The 25796-nt window shown below is 74.5% G+C and carries 26 protein-coding genes; 18 read left to right on the top strand and 8 right to left on the bottom strand.

Going from position 1 to position 25796, the window contains the following annotated elements:
- Nucleotides 1–224: 224 nt before the first annotated feature.
- Nucleotides 225–908 carry a DUF805 domain-containing protein gene (locus tag KDL28_RS23335; RefSeq protein WP_252441612.1) on the bottom strand — a complete coding sequence of 228 codons (684 nt, stop codon included), beginning with the start codon at nucleotides 906–908 and terminating at the stop codon, nucleotides 225–227.
- A gap of 603 nt (nucleotides 909–1511) precedes the next feature.
- Nucleotides 1512–2756, bottom strand: a complete 1245-nt coding sequence (locus tag KDL28_RS23330; protein ID WP_252441611.1) for an MFS transporter — start codon at nucleotides 2754–2756, stop codon at nucleotides 1512–1514.
- Between the two features lie 153 nt (nucleotides 2757–2909).
- Between KDL28_RS23330 and KDL28_RS23325 the strand changes: the two genes are divergently transcribed.
- The gene (locus KDL28_RS23325) at nucleotides 2910–3551 is read left to right on the top strand and encodes a TetR family transcriptional regulator (RefSeq protein ID WP_252441610.1); all 642 of its coding nucleotides are present in this window, start codon (nucleotides 2910–2912) and stop codon (nucleotides 3549–3551) included.
- Nucleotides 3552–3676: 125 nt separating this feature from the next.
- Here the strand turns inward: KDL28_RS23325 and KDL28_RS23320 are convergent, their stop codons facing one another.
- The 4 genes from KDL28_RS23320 to KDL28_RS23305 all read right to left on the bottom strand — a co-directional run bounded on the left by KDL28_RS23320 (nucleotide 3677) and on the right by KDL28_RS23305 (nucleotide 6832).
- The gene (locus KDL28_RS23320; RefSeq protein WP_252441609.1) at nucleotides 3677–4306 is read right to left on the bottom strand and encodes a maleylpyruvate isomerase family mycothiol-dependent enzyme; all 630 of its coding nucleotides are present in this window, start codon (nucleotides 4304–4306) and stop codon (nucleotides 3677–3679) included.
- 83 nt (nucleotides 4307–4389) lie between these two features.
- Complete coding sequence (locus KDL28_RS23315) at nucleotides 4390–5649, bottom strand: RNA polymerase sigma factor (protein WP_252441608.1); 1260 nt, start codon at nucleotides 5647–5649, stop codon at nucleotides 4390–4392.
- A 5-nt stretch (nucleotides 5650–5654) separates the two neighbouring features.
- Entirely contained in the window at nucleotides 5655–6002 is a 348-nt protein-coding gene (locus KDL28_RS23310) for a YciI family protein (RefSeq protein ID WP_252441607.1), read from the bottom strand.
- A gap of 95 nt (nucleotides 6003–6097) precedes the next feature.
- A complete protein-coding gene (locus tag KDL28_RS23305; RefSeq protein ID WP_252441606.1) occupies nucleotides 6098–6832 on the bottom strand; it encodes a hypothetical protein in 735 nt (244 codons plus the stop codon).
- A gap of 204 nt (nucleotides 6833–7036) precedes the next feature.
- Between KDL28_RS23305 and KDL28_RS23300 the strand changes: the two genes are divergently transcribed.
- From KDL28_RS23300 to KDL28_RS41650, 15 genes are all read left to right on the top strand, one after another.
- Entirely contained in the window at nucleotides 7037–7567 is a 531-nt protein-coding gene (locus KDL28_RS23300; RefSeq protein ID WP_252441605.1) for a methylated-DNA--[protein]-cysteine S-methyltransferase, read from the top strand.
- Nucleotides 7568–7619: 52 nt separating this feature from the next.
- Complete coding sequence (locus tag KDL28_RS23295; protein WP_252441604.1) at nucleotides 7620–8846, top strand: cytochrome P450; 1227 nt, start codon at nucleotides 7620–7622, stop codon at nucleotides 8844–8846.
- A 31-nt stretch (nucleotides 8847–8877) separates the two neighbouring features.
- Nucleotides 8878–9309 (top strand): SRPBCC domain-containing protein, encoded by a 432-nt coding sequence (locus tag KDL28_RS23290; RefSeq protein ID WP_252441603.1) that lies wholly within the window; start codon nucleotides 8878–8880, stop codon nucleotides 9307–9309.
- A gap of 120 nt (nucleotides 9310–9429) precedes the next feature.
- Nucleotides 9430–9846: a hypothetical protein gene (locus KDL28_RS23285; RefSeq protein ID WP_252441602.1), complete on the top strand. Its 417-nt coding sequence runs from the start codon at nucleotides 9430–9432 to the stop codon at nucleotides 9844–9846.
- Nucleotides 9847–9879: 33 nt separating this feature from the next.
- Nucleotides 9880–10755 (top strand): Fpg/Nei family DNA glycosylase, encoded by an 876-nt coding sequence (locus KDL28_RS23280; protein ID WP_252441601.1) that lies wholly within the window; start codon nucleotides 9880–9882, stop codon nucleotides 10753–10755.
- 20 nt (nucleotides 10756–10775) lie between these two features.
- Complete coding sequence (locus tag KDL28_RS23275; protein WP_252441600.1) at nucleotides 10776–11969, top strand: histidine kinase; 1194 nt, start codon at nucleotides 10776–10778, stop codon at nucleotides 11967–11969.
- 75 nt (nucleotides 11970–12044) lie between these two features.
- On the top strand, nucleotides 12045–12917 hold the full coding sequence (locus KDL28_RS23270) for a S49 family peptidase (RefSeq protein WP_252441618.1): 873 nt from the start codon (nucleotides 12045–12047) through the stop codon (nucleotides 12915–12917).
- 134 nt (nucleotides 12918–13051) lie between these two features.
- A complete protein-coding gene (locus KDL28_RS23265; protein WP_252441599.1) occupies nucleotides 13052–13924 on the top strand; it encodes a LytR/AlgR family response regulator transcription factor in 873 nt (290 codons plus the stop codon).
- A gap of 7 nt (nucleotides 13925–13931) precedes the next feature.
- On the top strand, nucleotides 13932–14942 hold the full coding sequence (locus tag KDL28_RS23260; protein ID WP_252441598.1) for a hypothetical protein: 1011 nt from the start codon (nucleotides 13932–13934) through the stop codon (nucleotides 14940–14942).
- Nucleotides 14943–14995: 53 nt separating this feature from the next.
- A complete protein-coding gene (locus KDL28_RS23255; protein ID WP_252441597.1) occupies nucleotides 14996–16738 on the top strand; it encodes a sodium/solute symporter in 1743 nt (580 codons plus the stop codon).
- 2 nt (nucleotides 16739–16740) lie between these two features.
- Nucleotides 16741–18465, top strand: coding sequence for a sodium/solute symporter (locus tag KDL28_RS23250; RefSeq protein WP_252441596.1), 1725 nt, complete (start codon nucleotides 16741–16743; stop codon nucleotides 18463–18465).
- Between the two features lie 321 nt (nucleotides 18466–18786).
- Nucleotides 18787–19122, top strand: a complete 336-nt coding sequence (locus tag KDL28_RS23245) for a DUF485 domain-containing protein (RefSeq protein WP_372497048.1) — start codon at nucleotides 18787–18789, stop codon at nucleotides 19120–19122.
- Nucleotides 19119–20783, top strand: coding sequence for a monocarboxylic acid transporter (locus tag KDL28_RS23240; RefSeq protein WP_252441595.1), 1665 nt, complete (start codon nucleotides 19119–19121; stop codon nucleotides 20781–20783). Before KDL28_RS23245 ends, KDL28_RS23240 begins: the two co-directional genes overlap by 4 nt.
- 127 nt (nucleotides 20784–20910) lie before the next feature.
- Nucleotides 20911–21243, top strand: coding sequence for a rhodanese-like domain-containing protein (locus KDL28_RS23235; RefSeq protein ID WP_252441594.1), 333 nt, complete (start codon nucleotides 20911–20913; stop codon nucleotides 21241–21243).
- Between the two features lie 5 nt (nucleotides 21244–21248).
- Nucleotides 21249–22226: a DUF4328 domain-containing protein gene (locus tag KDL28_RS41650; protein ID WP_252441593.1), complete on the top strand. Its 978-nt coding sequence runs from the start codon at nucleotides 21249–21251 to the stop codon at nucleotides 22224–22226.
- Here the strand turns inward: KDL28_RS41650 and KDL28_RS23225 are convergent.
- The gene (locus KDL28_RS23225) at nucleotides 22216–23409 is read right to left on the bottom strand and encodes a cytochrome P450 (RefSeq protein WP_252441592.1); all 1194 of its coding nucleotides are present in this window, start codon (nucleotides 23407–23409) and stop codon (nucleotides 22216–22218) included. The two genes, KDL28_RS41650 and KDL28_RS23225, sit on opposite strands and share 11 nt — an antisense overlap.
- A gap of 84 nt (nucleotides 23410–23493) precedes the next feature.
- Here KDL28_RS23225 and KDL28_RS23220 point away from each other — a divergent pair, with 84 nt between their 5' ends.
- On the top strand, nucleotides 23494–24438 hold the full coding sequence (locus KDL28_RS23220; RefSeq protein WP_252441591.1) for a DUF5926 family protein: 945 nt from the start codon (nucleotides 23494–23496) through the stop codon (nucleotides 24436–24438).
- 79 nt (nucleotides 24439–24517) lie between these two features.
- Here the strand turns inward: KDL28_RS23220 and KDL28_RS23215 are convergent, their stop codons facing one another.
- The gene (locus KDL28_RS23215) at nucleotides 24518–25342 is read right to left on the bottom strand and encodes a CPBP family intramembrane glutamic endopeptidase (RefSeq protein WP_252441616.1); all 825 of its coding nucleotides are present in this window, start codon (nucleotides 25340–25342) and stop codon (nucleotides 24518–24520) included.
- A gap of 32 nt (nucleotides 25343–25374) precedes the next feature.
- On the opposite strand from KDL28_RS23215, the gene KDL28_RS23210 reads away from it, so the two are divergent.
- Nucleotides 25375–25791, top strand: coding sequence for a hypothetical protein (locus tag KDL28_RS23210; protein WP_252441590.1), 417 nt, complete (start codon nucleotides 25375–25377; stop codon nucleotides 25789–25791).
- Nucleotides 25792–25796 lie beyond the last annotated feature (5 nt).

Raw genomic sequence — 25796 nt, 5'->3', positions numbered from 1 at the left:
CGGTATTCACCCCCCCCCCCCGGGGGGGGGGCGGGGGGGGGGGCGGGGGGGGGGGGGGGGGGGGGCGCGGCGCCCCCCCCCACGGCGGCGGGGCCGAGGCGCTGACCGCCGGCTACCGCGTCGGGTTCGCCGCGGCGGGCGTCCTGGTGCTGGTCGCGGTCGGGGTCGCGCTGGCCGCGCCGCGCTCGCTCGGTCGCCGCCCGACCCCGCCGACCACGTGAGCGTCAGTACCGCTGGCCGCCGGAGGGGTTGCCCTGCTGCGGCCAGCCACCCTGCTGGGGGTAGCCGGGCTGCGGGTACCCGCCCTGCTGGGGGTAGCCGCCCTGCTGCGGGTAGCCCGACGGCTGGGGGTAGCCCGCCGGCTGGCCGTTCTGGCCGTAGCCGGGCTGCGGGTAGCCGCCCTGCTGGGGGTAGCCGGGCTGCGGGTAGCCGGGCTCGGCGTACCCGCCGGGCTGGGGGTAGCCACCGGGCTGCGGGTAGCCGCCCGACTGGCCGTAGGCGCCCTGCGCGACCGGGTAGCCCGGCTCCGCGCCGAACTCGGCCTTGGGGTCGGGGCCGTACTGGTTCGGCCCGCGGGTGCCCTCCTGCGCGGTCAGCACGATCAGGATGATGCCGCCGACCGCCGGGATCAGCGAGACCAGCAGGAAGAGCCCGGAACGGTCGGTGTCGTGCAGCCGGCGCACGCTCACCGCGAGGCCCGGCACCAGCACCGCCAGGGTGTAGAGCCCCAGGATGACCATGCCCGCCACGTACCCGCCGGTCCCGATCACGGCCCCGAGCAGGACCGAGACCAGGCCGATCGCGAACGCGATGCCGGCGTGGATCAGGGCGAACATCCAGTACTCCGCCCGGCGCGCCCGCCCGGTGAAGTCGGAGTACTGCCTGAGCACCTTCATGTACCAGTTCATGGAACTCCCTCGAACGCGATGGCCCGCGACGCCCTCCTCGGTCGTGGGCATCCCGACAAGGAGGTCGTGCCTGGTAGCGCCGGTGTGACAGGTATTTCGGAGGTATCCGTCACGATGTCCGGCGATTTGTCCGGATCTGTCCGGCCGGTGCCCGGGGGTGCGGGGCCGAGCATTCATGGATCGGTGTGCGCCCCGCGCTGGGGCCACTACTCTCGGTTGTGGGGAACTGCTATCCCGAGGGGGTCGGCGGGGGGAACGCCGTCCGTCGGGCCGTGTTGTGTCGCCACGGGGGGAGCGCGCGCCACATGAGTGGTGGATGGGTCGAGCTGACGCCCTGGCGGGCGGCCCGGCGAGCTTACCGGAGCCCCACCTCGACGAGCAGCCCACCTACCGGCTCTCCGGGCTGCGGTCGGTGGTGCCTGGCCACCCGTGGTCGCGGTCAGCCTCCCGTACCCCACCCATCGGGGAGTTCCGGTGGGGTCTCGGGACGATCTGGCTGCTGCTGTTGGTGCTGACCTCGGTCGCGACCCGGCTCTGGGGTGCTCGTGGTCGCCGGGCTGTCGGGTGGGGCCTGTGGCGCCGCGGCGGTGAGCGTCCGCTGCGCTAGCTGTCGGGCGGCCGGTGCGCGCGCAGGGCCCGCGGGAGGGTGAGCGCCACGGCCAGCGTGGCGGCCGTGCCAGCGGCCCCGGCGATCAGGAAGGTGCTCGGCGCGCCCACGGCGTCCAGGAGCAGCCCGCCGCCCAGGTAGGAGGTGCCCGCGGCCACGCCGATGGCCCCGTACAGGTTGCCGAAGACGCGCCCGAGCAGGTGGTCGGGCACCAGGCGCTGCAGCAGCGTCACGTGCGCGACGTCCATGGCGGCGATCCCCAGCCCGCGCACGGCCTGCAGCGCGAACGCCGCGGCCACCGCCCAGGCCAGCCCGGTCAGCAGGTTGCCCACGCTGCTGACCGCGAACCCGGCGACCAGCAGCACCGCCGTCGGCACCCGGGCCGCCCCGCGCGCGAGCAGCAGGTAGCCGGCCAGCAGCCCGATCCCGACCGCGCCCAGCAGCACCGCCGTGGCCGACTCCCCGGCCCGCAGGTCCTCGGTGGCCAGCACGATCAGCGCCACGTCGTCGATGGCGGTGGCCGCGACCACCGCGCAGAACCCGAGCACGACGATCCGCACCGGCGGCGCCGCGGCGATCCAGCCGAGCCCGTCGCGGGCGCGCCGCAGCAGCGAACCCGCCTCGACGTCCGGCTCGGCGGTCGGGGGCAGCGCCGGGAGCCGGGTCAGCAGCAGCGCCGACACCAGGAACGACGCGGCGTCCACCAGCAGCACGCCCGGCACCCCGAGCGCGGGCAGCAGCGCGGCGGCGACCAGCGGCCCGACCGCCTCGGCCCCGTTCGCCCCGAACCCGACCGTCGAGTTGGCGGCCTCCAGGTCGCGGTCGCGCACCAGCGCCGGCACCACCGCCCGGGACGCCGGCGCGAACACCTGCCCGGCGACCGCCCGCACCCCGACCAGCACGAGCAGCAGCGGCAGCGGGGGCAGCAGCAGCGCCATCGCCAGCAGCGCCGCCCCCTGCACCAGCTCGCAGACGATCATCACCCGACGCCGGTCGAACCGGTCGACGACGGCCCCGGACAGCGGCGCCAGCAGGGCCGGCACGAAGTCGCCCACCAGCAGCAGGGCCGCGACCGCGATGGCCTGCCCGCTGGTCGCGGCCACGTGCAGCATCAGCGCGACGAGGCTGAGCGAGTCGCCCACGAACGACACCAGCCGGGCGATCGCCAGGTTGCGGAACGCCGGGTTGCCCCGCAGCAGTGCCCCCGCCCCACCCGCCCCGCCGCCTCGGCCCCCTCCCACGCCGGGCACTATCCCCGCCCACCCCCGCGCCCGCACCCGAGTTCAGGAAGGCCACCTTCAGGCCCCGTGGGTTCAGGAAGGCCACCTTCCTGAACCCGGCGGGGGCGGTGGCCGGGTGCGAAGCAAGGTGGAACACCGTGCTGTAATACCATGATGGAACGGCATTACAGCACGGCGGTACAGAACGCTGATCGGCCGAAGGAGCGCAGCCGGGCCGCCCGCGCGCAGCGCGCCGAGCAGACCCGCGAGCGCATCCTGGTCGCAGCCGCCGGGTTGTTCGTCGAGCGGGGGTACCTCGACACCACCGTCTCGGCCGTGGCCAAAGCGGCAGGCGTCGCCGTGCAGACGCTCTACCTGTCGTTCGGCAGCAAGATCGCCATCCTGGAGGCCGCGCTGGCCGGCACCGCCGTCCCCGCGGGGCCCCGGCTCGACGAGGTCCGCGCCGAGCCGCACGGGCCCACCGCACTGGCCCTGCACGTGGCGGTCGCGGCGGCCGCGGTCGAGCGCCGCTACCCGCTGGCCGCCGTCCTGCGCGCGGCCGCGGCCGACCCGGAGCCGGCCGCGCTGCTGGAGCGCGAGCGGGCCGACGTGCTGCTCGCGCACGCCCGGGCCGTCGACGAGCTGGCCGACAAGCCCGGGTTCACCCACCGGATCTCGCTGCAGCAGGCCACCGAGGCGCTGGGCGCGCTGTGCTCCCCGGAGACCTACGGGCTGATGGTCGTCGAGCACGGCTGGACGTTCCCGGACTGGCAGGACTGGGTCGCTCGGCACGCCGCCGCCGATCTCTTCCCCTGACCCGAACCCCGCCCCTTCCCCGGGTTCAGGAAAGCCACGTTCCCGCCCCCTGCGGGCAGCATCGTGGCTTTCCTGAACCCGGCGGAGCGGCGGGGACGGCGTCAGCAGCGCCACCGGACGGACAGTCAGGCCAGCACCAGCCGCCGGGTCCCCGGCCCGCTGAGCGCGGCCAGTCCCGCGGTCCGCCCGGTGGCCACGAGCAGCAGGTCGGCGACCGGGCCGCGGATCTCCTCCGGACCCGCACCCGCCGACCAGTCGACGTCGGTGGCGACCAGCCGGGTGCCGCGGAAGCGGCGGCGGCCGCCGTAGAAGCCGCTCGTCCGCACGTGCTCGAGCGCGGCGACGGCGGGAGCCGGCGGCATCGGCCGCTCCATGCCGAGCGCGCGGGCGAGGTCCTGGCCGTGCACCAGCGCGTCGACCAGCGGGTCCAGCGGTCCGGCCCCGGGAGCCCGGCGGGGCGAACCGGCCGTCTCGCGCAGCTGGGCCACCAACTCGTGGCGGTCGAACCGGGCCGCCCGCTCCCGGGAGATCACCAGCTCCATCCGGTCGAAGCTGCCGCGCGCCCGGATCGCCTCCTTGATCACGAGCCCGAGGGTCGTGCGGGTGGAGAGGGTCAGGTGCGCGGCCAGGTCGTGCACCGACCACCCGGCGCACAGCGACGGCGCCCGCCACTGGTCGTCGTCGAGGCCGTCCAGGAAGTCGGCCAGGCCGAGCCGCTCGGTCCTTGTCCAGTCGAGGATCTCGTCGTCGCGCATGTCCTGCTCCCGTGGTCGGTGGGCTGTTCGGGATCACCACGAGCGGGGCCGGGACGGAAGGACCGCACGGGATGTGGCAGTCGTCACATCTCGACGGCGGCGATCCGGCGGCGCAGGAACGCGCGCTCGGGCTCGGTGCCGGCCTGGGCGAGCGCCGTGCGGTAGGCCTCGGCGGCGTCGCGCCGACGACCGAGGCGCTGCAGCAGGTCGGCGCGGGCCATCGCGAACGGGTGGTACCCGCGCAGCTGCGCCTCGTCCGTGAGCTCGTCGAGCAGTGCGAGCCCGGCCGCCGGGCCGTCGCGCATGGCGACCGCCACGGCCCGGTTGAGCGCCACCACCGGCGACGGCACGAGCCCCAGCAGCACGTCGTAGAGGGCCACGATCTGCGCCCAGTCGGTGCGCTCGACGTCCGGCGCCTCGTCGTGCAGGGCGGCGATCGCCGCCTCCACCGCGTACGGGCCGACCGGTCCACCGGTCAGCGCGGTGGTCAGCACCGCCCGGCCCTCGTCGATCATCGGGTGGTCCCAGCGGGCGCGGTCCTGCTCGTCGAGCAGCACCGGCTCGCCGTCCGGGCCGGTGCGGGCCGCGCGCCGGGCGTGCACCAGCAGCATCAGCGCCAGCAGCCCGGCGACCTCACGCTCGGCGGGCAGCAGCCGGCGCAGGATCCGGGCCAGCCGGATCGCCTCCTCGGCGAGGTCGAGCCGCTGCAGGTCGGGTCCCGCGCTGGCCGCGTAGCCCTCGGTGAAGATCGAGTACAGCACCTGGAGCACGCCGGGCAGCCGCTCGGGCAGCTCGTCGGGGCCGGGCACCCGGAACGGGATGCGCGCCTCGCTGATCTTGCGCTTGGCCCGGGTGATCCGCTTGGCCATCGTCGCCGTGGCCACCAGGTGCGCCCTGGCCACCTCCGGCGTGGTCAGCCCGGCCAGGCAGCGCAGGGTGAGCGCGCCGCGGTCCTCGGCGGCCAGCGCCGGGTGGGCGCAGGTGAAGAACAGCTGCAGCCGCTCGTCGGGCAGTTCGGCGCCGGGCTCGACCGGCGGCACCGGCCCGGCCCGTTCCGCCTCCACCGCCAGCACCGCCAGCCGGGCCGCGTACGCCTTGTCGCGGCGCAGCCGGTCGACCGCGCGGCGGCGGGCCGTGGTCATCAGCCAGCCGCCAGGGTTCGGCGGGACGCCGTGCACCGGCCACAGCTCCAGCGCCGCCGCGATGGCCTCGGCGGTGACGTCCTCGGCCAGGTCGAGGTCGCCGAAGCGGCGGACGAGCGCGGCCAGCAACCGGCCGTGCTCCTCGCGGAACACGGCCGCCACGGAGGCCGGCGCCCCGCCGGCTGCGGCCCGCTCGTCCACCGCGCTCAGCCGCCGAAGTCGGCGACCGGCCGCACGACGACCGCGCCGTCGCGGGCGCCCGGGCAGCGCGCCGCCCAGTCGAGGGCGGCGTCCAGGTCGGGCACGTCGATCACCAGGAAGCCGCCCAGCAGCTCCCGGCTCTCGGCGAACGGCCCGTCGGTCACGGTGCGCCTGCCGTCCCGGTCGACCCGCACGGTGGTGGCGGTGACCAGGTCGGCCAGCGACTCGCCGGACACCTTGACCCCGGCCTCGGTGACCTCCTTGTCGTAGGCCATCCAGTCCTCGACGGTGCAGTCCGCGGACGCGCCGTCCGCGCCGACCGCGTTCGCCTGGATCAGCAGCATGTACTTCATCGTCGGTCTCCCTCTGTCCTCGGCGGCCGTGGCGGCCGCACCCCCTCCCCACGAACGGGATCCGCCCGGAAGGACACGGCGTGAAGAAGACTTTCTCAGCGCCGCCGCCCGGCCCGCGCGCCGTCCACGAGCATCCGCCAGGTCGAGCGCCGCAGCCCGCGGGGCATGCGGGCGGCGTTGCGCCGGGCCGGGTCGACCTCGTCGAGCCGGGCGACGAGGGCGTCGGGCACCCAGGGCCCGGCCGTGCGCAGCAGTCCGCCCGCCTCCGGGTCGGCGTCGAGGTGGCGGCGCACCAGCGGCGCGTACGCCGGCCCGAACCACGCCCACAGCGGCGGCCGGGGCGGCAGGCCGACCCAGTCGCCGAACGCGGCGAGGTAGGGCTCGCCGGTGCTGGGCCGGTCGGAGACCAGGGTGCGGCCGTCGAGCAGCAGGTCGTGCTCGACCGACGCCGAGACGTAGAAGGTGTGCTCGCCGGCCACCGCGAGCGCGAACCGACGCACGGCCTCGTCGGCGGACCCGAGCTCGACGTGCAGGGTGTGCACGGCCACCGGCCCCCAGCGCGCCTCCCCTGCCGACAGCGACCCGGCGTGCACCGGTGGCTCCCCGGCGAGGAAGAACAGCTGGTCGGCCCGCTCGTAGGCGGCGGCGAGGCCGTCGGGCCCGTCGCGGTCGAGCCGGCCGCGCAGGGGCTCGCGGTCGCCGAACCGGCGGGGGAGCGCGACCGGCAGGTGCTCCTCGGCCGCGGCGACCCACCGCGCCATGACCGGCCCGGACCGCTCCCGCCGCTCGTACCAGCGCACGAGCAGCACGTCGATCCGCCGTTGCGCCACCCGGCCGAACCTAGCGCCACCCACCCACCTCCCCGCCCGCCGGCGATGGGTGCGCCTCGCAGCACTGGGTGGGTGCTCGCAGCCCGCCGGCGCGCTGCGAGCACCCACTCCGGGCTGCGACGACCCGCCCCGCGCTCGGAGCCGGCGTCGGGACCGAACGAGACTCGCCGCCGGGATGTCGGTGGGGCGGGGCACGATGGGGGCGTGGCGCTCGCGCAGCAGGTGGTCCCCGTCCCCGGTCCGATGGGCGCGCTCACCGTCGGCGTCACCGGGGTGGGGCTGGCCCTGGTCGTGTTCGGCGACGAGCCCGACGTCGTGCTGCGCGCCGGCCGGCGCCTCGGCGAGCCGGTGGTCACCGACCCCGCCGCCACGGCGGCGGCCGCCGCGCAGCTGCGGGAGTACGTCGCGGGCGAGCGCCGCGCGTTCGACCTCGAGCTCGACTGGCGGCTCACCGCGGGCCGGCAGCGCACGGTCCTGGAGGTGCTCTTCCAGAGCGTGCCCTTCGGCGCCACCGTCAGCTACGGCGAGCTGGCCGCCCGCTCCGGGCTGGGCGGCGGCTACACGGGCGCCCGCGGCGTCGGCTCGATCATGGGGTCCAACCCGATCCCGGTCGTCGTCCCGTGCCACCGGGTGCTCGCCGCCGACGGCCTGGGCGGCTTCGGCGGCGGCGTGGCCCGCAAGGAGTGGCTGCTCGCCCTGGAGGGCGTCCTCACCCCCACCCTCGACTTCGGCTGACTCCCCGGGGGAGGGGTCGACGGGGGGCGGGGCGGCGGGGTAGGCACGGCGGGTGCTCGACGTCTTCGATCCCCGCACCTTCGCCCGCGGCGTCCCGCACGCCGCGCTCAAGCAGCTGCGCGACACGGCGCCGGTCAGCCGGCAGGACGAGCCGGAGGTGGGGATCTGGCCGGCGGGGTCGGGGTTCTGGGCGGTCACCCGCTACGACGACGTGCGGCACGTGCTGCGCTCGCCCGCCGACTTCTCCTCGGCGCTGGGGGCCACCCAGATCCGCGATCCGGACCCGGAGGACCTGCCGTTCATCCGCCGGATGATCCTCAACATGGACCCGCCGGAGCAGCTGCGGCTGCGCAGGCTGGTCACCGGGGCGTTCACGCGCCGCCGGTTGGAGCGGTCGGCTGAGCTGATCCGGGGGCGGGCCGCCGAGCTGCTGGCGGGCGTGCGACCGAGGGGGGAGTGCGATCTGCCCCGCGAGGTGACCGACGACCTCCCGCTGCAGAACCTCGCCGATCTGCTGGGGGTGCCCGCGCAGGATCGGGCGCTGCTGCTGAAGTGGACGAACCGGGTGATCGGCTACCAGGACCCCGAGCACGGCGAGGTCGTCCTCGACGAGCGCGGCAGGCCGGTCAACCCCCGCTCGCCCGCGCAGCTGGCCGACATGTTCGGCTACGCCCAGGAGCTGGCCGCGCGCAAGCGCCGGGAGCCCGCCGACGACCTGATGACCGCGCTGGTGCAGGCCGAGTCCGACGGGGAGCGGCTCACCGACGCCGAGCTGAACATGTTCTTCTTCCTGCTGGTCATCGCGGGCAACGACACGGTGCGCAGCGCGCTGCCCGGCGGGGTGCTGGCGCTGGTGGACAACCCGGAGCAGTACCGGCTGCTGCGCGCCCGGCCCGAGCTGCTCGACGGCGCGATCGAGGAGATGCTGCGGGTGCACCCGCCGGTGCTGACGTTCCGCCGCACCGCGACGCGCGACCTGGAGCTGGCCGGCACCCGGATCGCGGCCGGCGACAAGGTCGTCGTCTACCACGTGTCGGCGAACGTCGACGAGCGCCGCTTCGCCGACCCGTTCCGCTTCGACGTCACCCGCTCGCCCAACGATCACGTGTCCTTCGGGCAGGGCCCGCACCTGTGCCTCGGGGCGGCGTTCGCGCGGCTGCAGATGCGCGCCTTCTTCACCGAGTTCCTCCGGTTGCCCGAGGTCGGCCTGGGCGGTCGGCCGCGCCGGTTGACCTCCAACTTCATCAACGGGATCACCCACCTTCCGCTGCGTTGGTAGCGCCGTCCGCCCGCCGCGCGAGTCAACCGCCATGAGGCACTACGAGTCGTCCGTGCTGATCGAGGCGGCGCCCGAGGCGGTGTGGGCGGTGCTGGCGGACGCGTCGCGGTACCCGGACTGGGACTCCGGGGTGACCGCAGTGGACGGTGACATCGTGGACGGTGGGCGGATCACCGTGCACTCGGCGGCCAGCCCGGGCCGGGCGTTCCCGGTGCTCGTCGCGCTGGACCCGCCGCGGTTGATGGTGTGGACGGGCGGGCTGCCGCTGGGGCTGTTCCGCGGCACGCGCACCTTCGGCCTGGACGACGCGCCCGGCGGGGCGACCCTGTTCACGATGCGCGAGGAGTACACGGGTCCGCTGCTGGGGCTGGTCTGGCGCACGATGCCCGACCTGCAGCCGTCGTTCGACCGGTTCGTGAACGGGCTGAAGGCCCGCGTGGAGGAGTGCCGGCCCGGCCCGTGACGGCGGGTGCGCCGGCCGCCCGCGATTTCGGCCGCGGGCGCCCGGCGTGTGGGAAACTGGGCGGCGGAACGGCCCTTCTCACGACGGCGGGGTTCAATGGCGCGCAAGACGGTCAACGGTGTGGACGGGCGGACGTGGTCGGTCCGGCGCAGCATCGAGTGGTCGCTCCCGGCCACCGGCGACGACTTCGAGCACGACGTCGACGGCGGTCGCGGGGCGGCTTTCCTGATCCTGTCCTCGCTGTTCGTCTTCTGGTTGATCCTCGTCGTGTGGTCCCCGGCCGAGCTGCACGTGCCGTGGTGGCTGTGGATCATCGCGGTGCTGGTGGTCGGGTTCTTCCCGATCCGCTGGCTGCTGCGCAGGCCGTGGACGATCGTCGCGGAGACCACGGGCAGCTACGATCTGCCCGCCGAACGGTGGACGGGCATGATCCGGGGGGGCTCGAAGGCCAAGGAGGAGCTGCGGATCGTGATCCGCCGCCTGCGCACCCAGGGCACCCCGGGCCACGCCGACAGCCCGCTGCAGCCGGTGAACTAGAGGGGCGCCAAGAACCGGCTGGAGGTACCGCCGATGCCCGAGCTGCCCGAGGTCGAGGCCCTCGCCCACCACCTGCGCGAGCACGCCGTCTACCGGCCGGTGGCCCGGGTCGACGTGGCCAGCATGAGCGCGGTGAAGACGTTCGACCCGCCGATGTCGGCGCTGGTCGGGCGAGTGGTCACCGGGGCTGCGCGGTACGGCAAGTTCCTGGCCGTCGAGTTCGCCGACCGGCCCGACGAGCCGCTGCACCTGATCACGCACCTGTCCCGGGCGGGCTGGCTGCGCTGGCACGCCACCGCCTCGACCACGCCGCCGAAGCCGGGCAAGGGTCCGCTGGAGCTGCGGGTCCACCTCGACGAGGTGGGCGGCCCGGGCTTCGACCTGACCGAGGCCGGCACGCAGAAGCGGCTCTCCATCTACCTCGTGCCCGACCCCGGGGACGTGCCGGGCATCGCCCGCCTGGGCCCCGACGCGCTCGCGGTGAGCCGCGACGAGTTCGGCGAGCTGCTGGCCGGGCACACCGAGCGGATCAAGACCCTGATCGTCGACCAGTCCTGGATGGCCGGGGTCGGCAACGCGTACAGCGACGAGATCCTGCACACGGCCCGGCTCTCCCCGTACGCGGTGTCCGGTCGGCTGCGCCCCGAGCAGGTCGACGCGCTGTACGCGGCGATGCGGTCCGTGCTCACCGACGCGGTGGACCGCTCGGTGGGGCAGGGGGCCGCGGAGCTCAAGGGCGAGAAGCGCTCCGGCCTGCGGGTGCACGCCCGCACGGGCACGCCGTGCCCGGTGTGCGGCGACACCGTGCGGGAGGTCTCGTTCGCCAACCGGTCCTTCCAGTACTGTCCCGGCTGCCAGACCGGTGGCAAGCCGCTCGCCGACCGGCGGCTGTCGCGCCTGGTGAGGTAGTAGCTGACGTGAGTGAGTGGATGCAATCGACGACTGCGCTGATCGTCGCGGTCGCGCTGCTGGTCGCCCTGGTCGGCCTGGTGGTGGCCCTCGTGCTGCGCAATCGGCGCAACACGTTCGCCACGCCGCTGGAGAAGGCGACGTTCGCGACCCTGCACACGGTCGCGCTGGCCGCGCCCGCGCTGCGCGAGGGGCTGTCGCAGACCTCGGCCGCGTTCGCGCTGCCCTACCTGCGCCAGCTGCTCGACACGTGCGCGCTGACGATGACCGACAACAAGGGCAACCCGCTGGCCTGGGACGGCGAGTCCGACCGCCACCAGCCCGACGTGCGCTCCCTGGCCGAGACGGTGATCTCCACGGGCCGCCAGCAGGTGCTCTCGCACACCGCGATCGACTGCGAGCGCCCCGACTGCGTGGTCCGCGGCATCGTGGCCGTCCCGCTGGAGACCGACGGCAACATCGTCGGCACGCTGGCCGCGCTCACCACGTCCACGGCGGGCCCGGTGCTGCTGCGGGCCACCGCCGAGGTGGCGCGGTACGTGTCGAGCCAGCTGGAGCTGGCCGAGCTGGACGAGTCGCGGGCCCGGCTCAACCGGGCCGAGGTGCGGGCGCTGCGCGCGCAGATCTCGCCGCACTTCGTCTACAACGCGCTGACCACGATCGCCTCGTTCATCCGCACCGACCCGGTGCGCGCCCGCGAGCTGCTGATCGAGTTCGCCGACTTCACCCGCTACTCGTTCCGGTCGGCGGGGGAGTACACGACGCTGCAGGACGAGCTGGCCAACATCGAGCGCTACATCCGGCTGGAGAAGGCCCGGTTCGGCAACCGGCTCAACATCAAGCTGCAGATCGCCCCCGAGGTGCTCTCCGTGGTGCTGCCGTTCCTGGCCCTGCAGCCGCTGGTGGAGAACGCGGTCCGGCACGGGCTGGCCAGCAAGCCGAACGGCGGCACGATCACCATCTCGGCGGAGAACGCCGGCGCGGAGTGCGTGGTCATCGTCGAGGACGACGGCATCGGCATGGACCCGGCCCGGCTCACCGAGGACCTCGACGACGCCCACCTGTCCGGCGCGCACGTCGGCCTGGGCAACGTCGACGACCGGATGCGCTCGACCTTCGGCGACGACTTCGGGCTGGTGGTCGACACCGCGGTCGGCGCCGGCATGAAGATCACCCTGAGGGTGCCCAAGTTCCGGGCGGGCATCCGCGCGTGACGGGTTCCCGACACCGTCGGGGTGCCGTTCGTCGCACGGCGGCGGACCTGCGACTAACGTGACGGCATGGACGGGCTGAGATTGGCCGACCGGCTGACCTCCCGGTTGCCGGGCAAGTTCGGCGACCGGGCCGACCGGCCGGTGGTGTCGATGGTCCGGCTGCACGGCGTCATCGCCGCGTCGGCCGCGCCGGTGCCGCGGGCCGTCATCAACATCGGCGCGGTGGAGAAGACGCTGGAGCGCGCGTTCGCGCCCGAGCGGCTGGCCGCCGTCGCGCTGCTGGTGAACTCGCCGGGCGGCGCGCCGACCCAGTCGGCGCTGGTCGCCGACCGGATCCGCGGCCTGGCCGAGGACAAGGGCGTGCCGGTGCTGGCGTTCTGCGAGGACGTCGCGGCCTCCGGCGGCTATTGGCTGGCCTGCGCGGGCGACGAGATCTACGCCCACCCGACGTCGCTGGTCGGCTCGATCGGCGTGATCAGCCAGGGCTTCGGCCTGGACGGGCTGATCGAGCGGTTCGGGGTGCAGCGCAGGCTGTACACGGCCGGTGAGTCGAAGTCGCGGCTCGACCCGTTCCTGCCCGAGAAGCCCGAGGACGTCGACTGGCTGCGCGGGCTGCAGGACGAGCTGCACGCCATGTTCCGCGACTGGGTCACCAGCCGCCGCGGCGATCGCCTCGCCGAGGACGCCGACCTGTTCACCGGTGAGGTGTGGACCGGTTCCCGGGCCGCGCAGCTGGGCCTGGTCGACGGGGTCGGCTCGGCCAGGGCGGTGCTCACCGAGCGCTTCCCGGACGCCGAGCTGGTCCAGGTGGAGGGGCGCAAGCCGCTGCTGGCCCGGTTGGGGCTGGCCGGCTCGCCCGCCGCGTCCGGGGTGTTCGGCGCCGACGGGATGCTGGGCGTGGTGCAGGCGGCCGAGGTCAGGGCCACGTGGGCGCGGTACGGTCTGTAGCGGGATGGTGGCCGTGGCGACCCGATTGGTGCGGGCCACTTGGCACTCGGATGGATTCACCGTCACCATGGTCGGGCGGTCGGGGTGGGACCCCGACCTTCGGGTGATCCCGGGACACGCAGGATGAGGAGATCGTGGACAGCAACGACAGCTCCGGTGGCCTGGTCGTCCTCGCCGTCGACGACGAGGAGCCGGCTCTCGAAGAACTGGCCTACCTGCTGAGCGAGGACTCCCGGGTCGGGATGGTGCTCAAGGCCTCCGACGCGACGGACGCGCTGCGCATCCTCAACAGCCGCCAGGGCGTGCGCGAGGCGGCCCCGGCCGGGCCGCCCGGGCGCGGGCTGGCCAACCCGATGACCGGCACCCGCGTCGCCGAGCGCACCGACATCGAGGTCGTCTTCCTCGACATCCGGATGCCCGGCCTGGACGGCATGGAGCTGGCCAGGGTCTTCTCCTCGATGGCCGTGCCGCCGTCGGTGGTCTTCGTCACAGCGCACGACGACCGGGCGGTCGACGCCTACGAGGTCGGCGCGGTCGACTACCTGCTCAAGCCGCTGCGCGCCGAGCGCCTCGCCTCGGCGATCGACCGGATCCTGGCCAACCGGGCCGCGGGCGTCGCCGAGCCGGTGCCCGAGCAGGGCGGCGAGGACGAGGTCATCCCGGTCGAGCTGGCCGGCACCACCAAGCTGGTGCCCCGCTCGGCGGTGCGGTACGTGGAGGCCCAGGGCGACTACGCCCGCCTGCACACCCACGAGGGCAGCCACCTGGTCCGCATCCCGCTGTCGGTCCTGGAGGACCGCTGGCGCGACGCCGGCTTCGTGCGCATCCACCGCTCGTTCCTGGTCTCCCTGCCGCTGGTCACCGAGCTGCGGCTGTCCGGGTCGGGCTACGTGGTTCGGGTCGGCAGCGGCCCGGACTGCGCCGAGCTCCCGGTCAGCCGCCGGCACACCCGCGAGCTGAAGGACCGCCTGGTGCGCGCGACGAAGCAGGCGTGGAGCCAGCGGTGAGCGTCAGGTGAGTACGTTCATCGACGGCGATTCGCCGTCGATGAGGCCGGGTCCGGAGGACGACGGGCCGGGCGACCGCTACGACGCCGACGGCGACCGGTACGGCGACCGCGACGAGGACGGCGCCGACAGCGGCGCGCTCTGGCTGCACGAGGAGATCCAGCGCCGGATCGCGGCCGGTCGGCGGGCGTCCAAGGGCAGGCACTCCCGCCACGAGGTGGCCAGCTCGACGACGTCGATCAGCTACGTGCCGCGGCACTCCACGGCCACGCCGGGGCCCGGTGCGCTGCCGCCGGAGCCGGTGTCCACACCGGCCCGCGGGCTGCCGCGGGTGCCGGCGGCGTGGTCCAGCCCGGCCCCGCCGGCCCGGGTCACGCCGGCCGAGGCGCCCGAGCCGCCCGCCGCCGCGGTGGTCCCCGCCGACGCCCCGGCGCCGGAGGCGCGGCCCGCTCCGTCCCCGCGCGCTCCGTCCCCGCCCGCGGAGGGCCACCGGCGCACGATGCTGGCCGGGGGCGTGGCGAAGGTCCCGGTGGAGGAGCAGGGCGCTCCGCCGCCGTACCGCTCGGGCGACCTGCACGGCGTGCGCAAGGCCCGCCTCGACGCCGTCCCGATCGTGCCCGGCGACCCGGACGCGCCCGACCCCGACCCGGTCGAGACGATGGACAGCAGGCGCGTGCGGGTCGTGCTGTCCGAGCGCCGCGGCGGCGCCCGCCCGGTGCGCACCGTGGTCGACGTCCAGGAGGGCACCGGGGTCGGCGAGCTGCTGCGCAGCAACCTGATCGGCTCCCAGCTGACGGTGGCGCTGCGGTTCGCCGTGGGCACCGGGCTCGCACTGGGCGTGCTGCCGGTGCTGTTCGCGATGTTCCCCGAGATCGGCCGCACCGAGCTGCTGGGCCTGCGCCTCCCGTGGCTGCTGCTGGGGGTCCTGGTCTACCCGTTCCTCGTGCTGGTGGGCATGTGGCACACCCGGACCGCGGAGCGGGTCGAGCAGAACTTCGCCGACCACGTGCAGGACTAGGACCATGGCACCAGGCGTGACCGCTCCCGCTCCCCCCGCATGAGGATCCGCTGATGGGTACGCCCGCGCTGCTCGGGCTGCTGGCGATGCTGGCGGTCGGGGTCACCTCGACCATCATCGGTATGTACGGCATCCGGATGCGCCGCAGCACGTCGGACTTCCTGGTCGCCTCCCGCCGGGTGGGCCCGGTGGCCAACGCCAGCGCGATCTCCGGCGAGTACCTCTCGGCGGCGGCGTTCCTCGGCATCGCCGCGACGATCCTGCGCGACGGCGCCGACGGGCTGTGGGCCGCCGTCGCCTACGTGGGCGGCTACCTGGCCCTGCTGCTGTTCGTCGCGGCCCCGCTGCGCCGCTCGGGCGCCTACACGGTGCCCGACTTCGCCGAGGCCCGGCTGCCCTCGCCGGGCCTGCGGCGGGTGTGCACCGCCATCGTGCTGCTGATCGGCACCCTCTACCTGCTGCCCCAACTGCAGGGCGCCGGGCTCGTCCTGCAGACGGTGACCGGGCTGCCCCCGTGGTCGGGTGCGGTCGGGGCGGCCGTGATCGTGCTGCTCACCGTGATCGGCGGCGGGATGCGCTCGATCACCTTCGTGCAGGCGTTCCAGTTCTGGCTCAAGTTCGCCGCGCTGGCGATCCCGGCGATGGTCATCCTGTCGCTGTTCATGAGCGACAACCGCACGCTCGACCGGCCGGCCCCGCCGCGGTTCCCCGCCGACGCGGTCGTCGACATCACCGTCGACGTGCGGCTGAAGACCGTCGAGCCGGTCACGTTCCGGGCCACCGGCCTGATCGACGGCGAGCAGGTGGTGGACAACGCCCCGGTGACCTGGGCGCCGGGCGAGCACGTGGTGGCCAGGGGCGGCCGCCTCGAGTTCGCCGCGGGCAGCCCGGTGCCCGCGGTCTTCAACCGCCCGGCCACCGACCAGGCCTGGATCGAGCCGATGGGCCGCGGCGGCGGGCTCGACCAGATGCTGACCATCTACTCGACCCTCATCGCCGGGTTCCTCGGCACCATGGGCCTGCCGCACGTGCTCGTGCGCTTCTACACCAACCCCGACGGCCGGGCGGCCCGGCGCACGACCATCGTCGTGCTGGCGATGATCGGCGCCTTCTACGTCGCGGTGGTCCTGCTGGGTGCGTTCTCCCGCCTCTACACTCCGCAACTGATGATGAGCGGATCGGATGCGGCGGTGCTGCTGCTGCCGACCGCCGCCCTCGGCGACAACGTGCTCGGCTGGTTGCTCGCGGCGATGGTGGCGGCCGGCGCGGCGGCCGCCTTTCTGGCGACCTCCTCCGGCCTGGTGGTCAGCCTGGCCGGGGTGCTGTTCACCGACGTGATGCGCGGGCGCTGGCACCGCTTCCGGCTCGCCGCCGTGCTGTCGATGGTGGTGCCGCTGGCCCTCGCGGTCAGCGTGACCAGGCTCGACTTCGCGCTGACCATCCCGCTGGTGTTCGCGGTGGCCGCGTCGACGTTCTGCCCGCTGCTGGTGCTGGGCATCTGGTGGCGCGGGCTGACCGCGCCGGGGGCGATCACCGGGGTCGTGGTCGGGGCGCTGTTGTCCGGCGCGTCGGTCGTCGCGGCGCTGTTCACGGTGCTGCCCGACAACCCGCTGGGCACCCTGCTGTACCGCCCGGCGCTGATCTCGGTGCCGGCGGCCTTCCTGACGATGGTGCTGGTCAGCAAGCTGACGAAGGGGAGCGTCCCGCCCGACGTCGACCGCACCCTGCTCACCATGCACGCGCCCGAGCGCCTCGGTCTCGGCGGCGACCGGCTCGCCCGCAGGTCCCAGGGCTGACCGTGCCGATCGAGGCGATCGCCGCGCTGACGGCCATGGCCCTGGTGGCGGTGGCCTCGGCCGTCATCGGCTCGCTCGGCGTGCGGGTGGCCCGCAGCACGTCGGACTTCCTGGTCGCCTCGCGCACCGTCGGCCCGACGGCCAACGCCGGGGCGATCTCGGGGGAGTACCTGTCGGCGGCCTCGTTCCTGGGCATCGCCGGGCTCATCCTGCGCGACGGGGTCGACGCGCTGTGGTACCCGGTCGGGTTCACCGCGGGCTACCTGGCGCTGGTGCTGTTCGTCGCGGCCCCGCTGCGTCGTTCCGGGGCCTACACGGTGCCCGACTTCGCCGAGTCCCGGCTGCGCTCGCGCACCCTGCGCAAGATCTGCACCGTGTTCGTCGCGGTGATCGGCTGGCTCTACCTGCTGCCGCAGCTGCAGGGGGCCGGGCTCACGCTGACCACGGTCACCGGGCTGCCGTCCTGGGTCGGGATGGTGGCCTCGGCGGTCGTCGTGGTGGCCACGGTGGTGCTGGGCGGCATGCGCTCGATCACCTTCGTGCAGGCCTTCCAGTACTGGCTCAAGCTCACCGCGATGGTCGTCCCGGCCACCATCGCGGTCATCTTCTTCGTCAGCGACGAGCGCACCTTCAACCGGGAGGCCCCGCCGCAGTTCCCCGACCGCACGGTCGTCGACGTGCGCACCGACGTGGTGCTGCGGGTCGAGGAGTCGGTGGTGGTCGGCTACAACGGCGAGGACGTCAACTGGGAGCCCGGCCGCTACGACGTGCCGGCCGGTACCAGCCTGGAGTTCGCCGGCGGGGCGAAGGTGCCGGTGGTGCTCGGCGCCCCGGTGCAGGACGCCGACTGGCTGGTCCCGTACGCGGGGGAGCAGGAGGGCGGGCTGCTCGGCACCTACTCGCTGATCATCGCGCTGTTCCTGGGCACCATGGGGCTGCCGCACGTGCTGGTGCGCTTCTACACCAACCCCGACGGCAGGGCGGCCCGGCGCACGGCGGTGATCGTGCTGGGCATGCTGGGCGTGTTCTACATCGCGGTCACGCTGGTCGGCGCGCTGTCGCGGCTGTACAACCCGCAGCTGCTGGTCAGCGGCGACACCGATGCCGCGGTGCTGCTGCTGCCCTCCGCGGTGCTGGGCAGTGGCTGGGCCGGGGCGCTGCTCGGGGCGCTGGTCGCGGCGGGGGCGTGGGCGGCGTTCCTGTCCACCTCGTCGGGCCTGATCGTCAGCATCGCCGGCGTGCTGTCCACCGACGTGCTGCGCAGCGGCAAGGTCCGCGACTTCCGGCTGGCCGCGGTCGTCGCCGGGGCGGCGCCGCTGGTGCTGTCGCTCACTGTGACCAGGCTCGACTTCTCCGAGGCCGTCGCGCTGGTGTTCGCGGTGGCGGCGTCGACGTTCTGCCCGCTGCTGGTGCTGGGCATCTGGTGGCGGGGGCTCACCGACCGCGGCGCGATCGCGGGGGTGCTGGTCGGCGGCGTGCTGTCGGCCGGGGCGGTGGGCGTCGCGCTCAGCGGTCAGGTCCCCGACGGCACGCTGTCGGTGCTGCTCTACCGGCCGGCGCTGGTCACGGTGCCGACGGCGTTCCTGGTCATGGCGGTGGTCAGCACGCTGACCCGCAGGCGCCAGCCGGCCGACACCGAGCAGGTCATGCTGCGCATGCACGCCCCGGAGCGCCTCGGGCTCAGCCGCGACCGGCTGGCCGAGCGGCTCCGCTCCACCGGCCTCTGAACGCCTGCCGACGGCCGTCCGTGTGGCCGCCGGTGACCCGCCGGGGCGCTTTCGCACGATCGGGTGAAACCGATCGATACCGAACGGAAACACGGCCCCCGGAGGTGCCGTTTGTGGACCGCTCGTCGACCGTTCGTCGTGGCGGCCGACCGCTGGTCAGGAGTTTGACGAGGGGTTTCCGCATCACCCGCGTTCACTCGGACGGCGTATTCCGAAACAGGCGTGTCACTCATCTATCGTTCGCTGCGTTGTGACCCAGGCGACTCGGCGATGGTGCCGGGCGCCGCGCGGTCCGGAGCGGGGAGGGACGACTTGAGTACGCTGAACGAGCGACCTGGCGAGTCGACGGACAAGACGATTTACGAACAGGTGCAGGCGAGCCCGGAATTCGCGGACCTGCGCTCCCGGCTCCGGCGCTTCGTCTTCCCGATGAGCGCGGCGTTCCTCGTCTGGTACCTCGCCTACGTGCTGCTGGCGTCCTACGCGCCCCAGTTCATGGCCATCAAGGTGCTCGGGAACATCAACGTCGGGCTGATCATCGGGCTGCTGCAGTTCGTCACCACGTTCCTGATCACCACGCTGTACGTGCGCTACGCCAACAAGCACCTCGACCCGGCGGCCGAGCGCCTCCGCGAGCGGATCGAGGGCGCGGCGTGAACGCGATCGCGCAGGCCCCCGTCGAGGGGGGCGTCGGCAACCCGGTCCTGAACATCGGCATCTTCGGGGCGTTCGTCGTGGTCACGCTCGTGGTGGTGTTCCGGGCGAGCCGCAACAACAAGACCGCCGCGGACTACTACGCCGCGGGCCGGTCGTTCACCGGCCCGCAGAACGGCGTGGCCATCGCGGGTGACTACCTGTCGGCGGCGTCGTTCCTGGGCATCGCCGGGGCCATCGCGGTCAACGGCTACGACGGGTTCCTGTACTCGATCGGCTTCCTGGTGGCGTGGCTGATCGCCCTGCTGCTGGTCGCCGAGCTGCTCCGCAACACCGGCAAGTTCACGATGGGCGACGTGCTGGCGTTCCGCATGCGCCAGCGCCCGGTGCGGGCCGCAGCGGCCACCTCGACGCTGGTGGTGTCGTTCTTCTACCTGCTGGCCCAGATGGCCGGGGCGGGCGCGCTGGTCGCGCTGCTGCTGCAGATCCCCAACGAGAACGTGCTGGGTCAGGGCATCGTCATCGCCGTCGTCGGCATCCTGATGATCGTCTACGTGCTGGTCGGCGGGATGAAGGGCACCACCTGGGTGCAGATCATCAAGGCCGGGCTGCTGCTCGCCGGCACCGCCGTCATCACGGTGTGGGTGCTGACCATCTTCGGCTTCAACCTCTCGGCCCTGCTCGGCCAGTCCGTCTCGGCGAACCCGTCGCTGACCACGGCGGCCGGGGCGGAGAAGCTGCTGGGCGAGAACCTGCTGGCCCCCGGTCTGCAGTACGGCGCCACCGCCACGGCGAAGATCGACTTCCTCTCGCTGGGCCTGGCCCTGGTGCTGGGCACCGCCGGCCTGCCGCACATCCTGATGCGCTTCTACACCGTGCCCACGGCCAAGGAGGCCCGCCGCTCGGTGGTCTGGGCGATCTGGCTGATCGGCATCTTCTACCTGTTCTCCCTGATCCTGGGCTACGGCGCCTCGGCGCTGGTGCCCGGGGGCGCGCAGCGGATCAGCACCGCGCCCGGCGGCACCAACTCCGCGGCCCCGCTGCTGGCCTTCGAGCTGGGCGGGGAGATCCTGCTCGGGCTCATCTCGGCGATCGCCTTCGCCACGATCCTGGCGGTGGTCGCCGGCCTGACGATCACCGCGTCGGCGTCGTTCGCGCACGACGTCTACGCCAATGTGATCAAGAAGGGGGAGACCGCGCCGGACTCCGAGGTCAAGGTGGCCCGGATCACCGCCGTGGTGATCGGCGCGGTCGCCATCGCGGCCGGCATCCTGGCCCGCAACCAGAACATCGCGTTCCTGGTGGCCCTGGCGTTCGCGGTGGCCGCGTCGGCGAACCTGCCGACCATCCTGTACTCGCTGTTCTGGAAGCGGTTCAACACGACCGGCGCGCTGTGGAGCATCTACGGCGGCCTGCTGTCCTGCGTGCTGCTGATCGTGTTCTCGCCCGCGGTCTCCGGCCGCCCGACGTCGATGATCAAGGACGCCGACTTCGCGATCTTCCCGCTGGCCAACCCCGGCCTGGTGTCGATCCCGCTGTCGTTCCTGCTCGGGATCATCGGCACCTACGTCGGCGCCCGGCACCACGTCGAGATCGCCAAGTACTCCGAGATGGAGGTCCGGTCGCTGACCGGCGCCGGCTCGGAGAAGGCGATCTCGCACTAGACCACCGAGAGCAACCCCTCGGCTCTCGGCGCGGGGGCGGACCCGGAGACCCCGGGTCCGCCCCCGTCGGCGTTCCCGCCGGTCCCCGTTAACGGCGGAGTCACGGGGGCGGTGCCAGGATGGCGGCATGACAGGACCAGGTGTGCCGACGATCGAGGTGGCCGACCTGCCCGCCGACGCCCCCGTGCTCGACGTGCGGGAGAACGACGAGTGGGCCGCGGGCCACGCGCCCACCGCCCGCCACCTGCCGATGTCCGAGCTGACCGGGCGCCTCGGCGAGATCCCCGCCGACGACCCCCTCTACGTGGTGTGCCGCTCCGGCGCCCGCTCGGCCCGCGTCGTGGCCTACCTCGCGGGCCAGGGCTACCCCGCTGTGAACGTCGACGGCGGCATGCAGTCGTGGGCGGCGCAGGGCCGGGCCGTGGTGGCCGACGGCGGCGCCCGCCCCGAGATCATCTGATCCCCGTGCCGCCCACCCCGGCCGCCGCCGCGCCGTGCCCGCGCTGCGGGCGCCCGGCGCCGCCGGAGGCCGGCCGGTTCTGCCCGTACTGCGGGCGCTACCTCGCCGCCCTGATCTGGGTGGCCGAGCCGCCCCCCGGCGCGGCCCCGGCCCCGCCTGCCCCGCCCCGCCCGCCGTACTCGGGGCCCCCGCGCTACCGGTACCTGCCCCGGTGGGGCTTCCCGGCCCGGGCCTGGCAGCCGCCGGGGCCGACCGGTCCGCCGCCCGCCGACCCGGTGTGGCGCGCCCGCTCGCTGGCGGCGAGCGCGGTGCCGGTGCTGTGGGCCACCGCGGCCGTCTCGCTGCTCGCCGCGGCCGCCGAGACATGGCGCTACGCGCTGCTGCTGGCCAGCCGCGACGGCGCCCTCGACGCCGGCACGGTCGCCGCGTCCGACGCGTTCGTCAACGCGGCCGGCACGGTCGCCCCGATCCTGTCCCTGCTCGCCGGCGGGCTGCTGGTGCTGTGGAGCGTGCGCGCCCGGCAGGCCGCGGCCGAGGTGGCCGGGGTGCGGCCGGCCCGCTCGACGCCCCTCGTCGTGCTGGGCTGGCTGGTGCCGGGGATCAACCTGGTCGTGCCGGGGTCGGTGCTGGCCGAGGTCGAGCACAGCGCGCTGCGGCTGCCCGCCTCCCGGCGGCCGCGGCCCTCGCCGCTGCTGCTGGTGTGGTGGGCGGCCTGGGCCGCGGGCGGGGTGCTCACCGTCGTGGTGCTGCTGTGGTCGCTGCGCACCGGGGTGCAGGCCCGCGCCGACGGCGTCGTCCTGCACGCGGTGCTCGACCTGCTCGCCGTGGCCACCGCGGTGCTCACGGCCCTGCTGGTCACCCGGTTGACCCGGCTGCTGCTGCCCGGGCGCACCCGCCGGGAGATCCTGGTGTCGGTGGCCGACAGCGCTTCCGACGCCGCGCCCCGCCGGCCCTTCCGGTGGCGGCCGACCGCTACCGCGTGACCCGCAGCTCCGTCAGCCCCCGCATGACGAAGTCGGGCCTGCGCCCCGGCTCCGCGGCCGGCCGCAGGTCGGGCAGCCTGCGGCGCAGCGCGTCCAGCGCGGCGGCGACCTCCAGCCGGGCCAGCGGGGCGCCCAGGCAGTAGTGCACGCCCGCGCCGAACCCGAGGTGCGGGTTGCGGGTGCGGCCGATGTCGAGCTCGTCGGGCCGGTCGAAGGCGGCGGGGTCGCGGGCCGCGGCCCCGAGCAGCGCGGCGATCTTCGTGCCGGCCGGGACGGGGTGCCCGGCCACCTCCGTGTCGACGACGGCCGTGCGCTCGAACAGCTGCAGCGGCGGGTCGTAGCGGATCAGCTCCTCCACCGCGGTGTCGACCACGCCAGGCGAGTCCACCAGGCGCCGCCACTGCGCGGGGTGGCGCAGCAGCGCGAGCACGCCGTTGCCGAGCACGTTCACCGTGGCCTCGTGCCCGGCCATCAGTAGCAGCGCGGCCGTGCCGACCAGCTCGTCCTCGTCGACGCGGCCCTCGTCGCTGCCCGCCAGCAGGTCGGTGACCAGGTCGTCGCCGGGGTGGTGGCGGCGGTGGGCGGCCAGCTCGCGCAGCGCCTCGACGAACTCCCCGGACGCCCGCTCCGCGCCGGCCCGCCGGGCGTCGGCCTCCGGCCCGGTGGCCGGCTCGTACATCGTCACGATGGCGTTGGACCAGCCGCGCAGCCGCGAGCGGGCCGGCTCCGCGACGCCGAGCAGCTCGGCGATCACCTCGACCGGCAGCACGGCGGCCACGTCGGCGAGCAGGTCGGCGCTGCCCTCGGCGTCGATGCGCTCGACCAGATCGGCGACCATCCGGTCGGCCAGCTCGCGCACCCACGGCCCCAGCCGGGCCACGTGCCCGCGGGCGAACGCCCCGGCCACCAGCCTGCGCAGCCGGTGGTGCGGCTCGCCCTCGCGCTCCAGCAGCGAGTTGCGGTGCAGCAGGTTGAACGCGCCGAACTCCTCGACCGGCTGCGCGTCGGCCCAGATGCGGCCCAGGTCGCGCCCGCGCAGCACCTCAGAGCAGGCCGCGTGGGACACCGCGACGGGCATGCCCAGCAGCGGGTGCTCGTGCACGGGGGCGACCGAGCGGAGCCCGGCGAACACGGGGTACGGGTCGGCCAGGAAATCCGGGTCGGCCGGGTCGAACGGGGACACCGGGCGCCTCCAGCTGCTCTCTCGGCGGTGCGCGGGCACCGACCACCACCGGTGGCGGAACCGACCCGCTACCGTCTGCGCATCATGGCGAAGAAGACACGCGCCCGCGCCGCCGCGGGGACGGGCCAGGACAACCCCCGCCGTCCCTGCCCCTGCGGCTCGGGCAAACGCTACAAGGCCTGCCACGGTGCCGGCGACGACGTGATCGTCACACGGCCGTTCAGCGGGCTCGCCGCCGAGTGCGACCTGGTCGCGATGCGCGAGTTCCTGCCGTCGGCGACCGCGCCGCTGCCGCTGGCCCCGCCCGCGGAGCGCACGGTCACGCTGGCCACGGTGCTGCCCGGCGCGTCCGCGGCGCTGGTCCGCCCGGACGGCGAGGTCCTGATCGGGATGCAGGTGCAGACCCGCTCCGGCGACCTGTCGGCCGACCTGGCCAAGGCACTGGCCTGGGCGCTGGAGGCCGCGCCCGGCTCGGCGCTGCCGGTGGTCGGGCCGGGCCTGGCCGGCGAGCCGACCCGCCTGCAGGACGTCCTGGACACCGGGGCCACCCTGGACCTCACGGTGCACGCCGACTTCGGCTGGTGGGTGCCGCCGCCCGAGGACGGCAGCGAGCCCGCCGCCGACGTCGTGGCCACCCTGGAGCGGGCGAACTCGGTCATCCTGCCGACCGAGCCCGTCGAGGCCGAGGGCGTGCGCTCGGCCTACTGGGTGGACACCGGCGCGAAGGCCCACCTGCGCTGGGTGCGCCCGGAGCCCGAGGACGCCCTGCAGGCGGCCCTGGCCCGGCTGCAGGCCCGCGACGAGCTCAACCTCTCCCCGGAGACCCGCTACGCGGGCGCCTTCCGCGCCCACGGCCTGCTGGTGCCGGTGTGGGACCTCGACCGCGAGCAGCACGCCAAGGAGTGGGTGGAGCCGGTCGCCGCCTTCGCGAAGCGCCTGGACAAGGCCCTCGCCGAGACGACCCCCCTCACCGACGCCGAGCGCCGCGCCCGCGACGCCCTCGCCGGCAAGCAGGTCACCCTCCGCTGACCACCCCCGTCGAGAACGAACCTGTCGTCGTTTGGACCGGTCCAAAACGACGACAGGTTCGTTCTCGACGGAAGGCGGGTCAGGGGAGCCAGGAGACGGCGCCGGCGAGCAGGGCGTAGCCGACGAACGCGACGACGTCGATCAGGGCGTGCGCGCCGACCAGCGCCCACAGCCGGTTGGTGCGCTGCCAGACCCGGCCGAACACCAGCCCCATCACCACGTTCCCGACGAACCCGCCCAGCCCCTGGTAGAGGTGGTAGGCCCCGCGGAGCAGGGCCTGGGCGAGCAGGGCGCGGTTCTGCGACCAGCCGAGCTGGTGCAGCCGGGTGAGCAGGTAGCCGACCATCACCACCTCCTCGGCCCAGCTGTTGGCCGCGGCGGAGGCGAGCAGCACCGGCGTGCGCCACCAGGTGTCGTCGAGCACGGACGGCTGTACCGTCACGCTCACGCCGATCGCCTGGGCGACCAGGTACAGGCCCAGCCCGGGCACCCCGATCAGCGCGGCCAGGCCGGCGGCACCCGCGGCGTCGCGGCCGGGGCGGGTGCGGTCGAGGCCGACGGCACGCAGCGCGATCCCGCCGCGCACCAGCAGGTAGGCCCCCAGCGCCCCCCAGCCGACGAGCTGCAGGACCCGCACCAGCTGCACGGCGAGGTCGACGAGGTCGGCCTGGGCGCCGGGGGCGTTGAGCGCCACCGTCTGCTGGTTCAGCGGGACCGGCGCGAGCAGCGCGTCGAGCAGGCTGAGCGCGCTGCGCAGCGCCGACAGCCCGAGGGTGACGGTCAGCACGACCATGACCTCGGTGCCGACCAGCCGCCGGGTGCGGGGGTCGGTGATCACGGGCGTGTCCGGGACGGGCGGGACGAGCCAGCTGCGGACGGTCGTGGCGGTGGACCGGGACACGATCGCCGACGGTACCGGGCGCGTATCGTGGGACCGTGCGGCAGCTGATCCTCACCCCCAGGTGGATCGTCTGGCACGTGCTCACCCTCGGCGCGATGGTCACGTGCGGCCTGCTCGCGGCCTGGCAGTGGCAGCGCGCCGGGTCGGCGATGGGGTCTGCGCTCAACGTCGGCTACGGGTTGCAGTGGCCGGTCTTCGCGGTGTTCTTCGGCTACATGTGGTTCCGCTTCCTGCGCATGGCGGCGGCCGACCTGGCCAAGGAGTCCGAGGAGGCCGGGCGGGAGCACGATGTCGAGGACGAGCCCGCTTCGCCGGTCCCCGCCCAGCCCTCGCCGTTCGGCCCGCGCCCGGCGTCGTACCGGGTCGCCCCGGTCACCGACGAGGAGAACCCGGCACTGGCCGAGTACAACCGCATGCTCGCCGCGCTGGCCGCCCGCGACGCCGCCGGCTGACCCGC

Source organism: Pseudonocardia humida, assembly GCF_023898865.1.
In the GTDB taxonomy this organism is placed as follows: Bacteria; Actinomycetota; Actinomycetes; order Mycobacteriales; family Pseudonocardiaceae; genus Pseudonocardia; species Pseudonocardia humida.
This window is presented reverse-complemented; position numbering and strand designations above follow the sequence as displayed.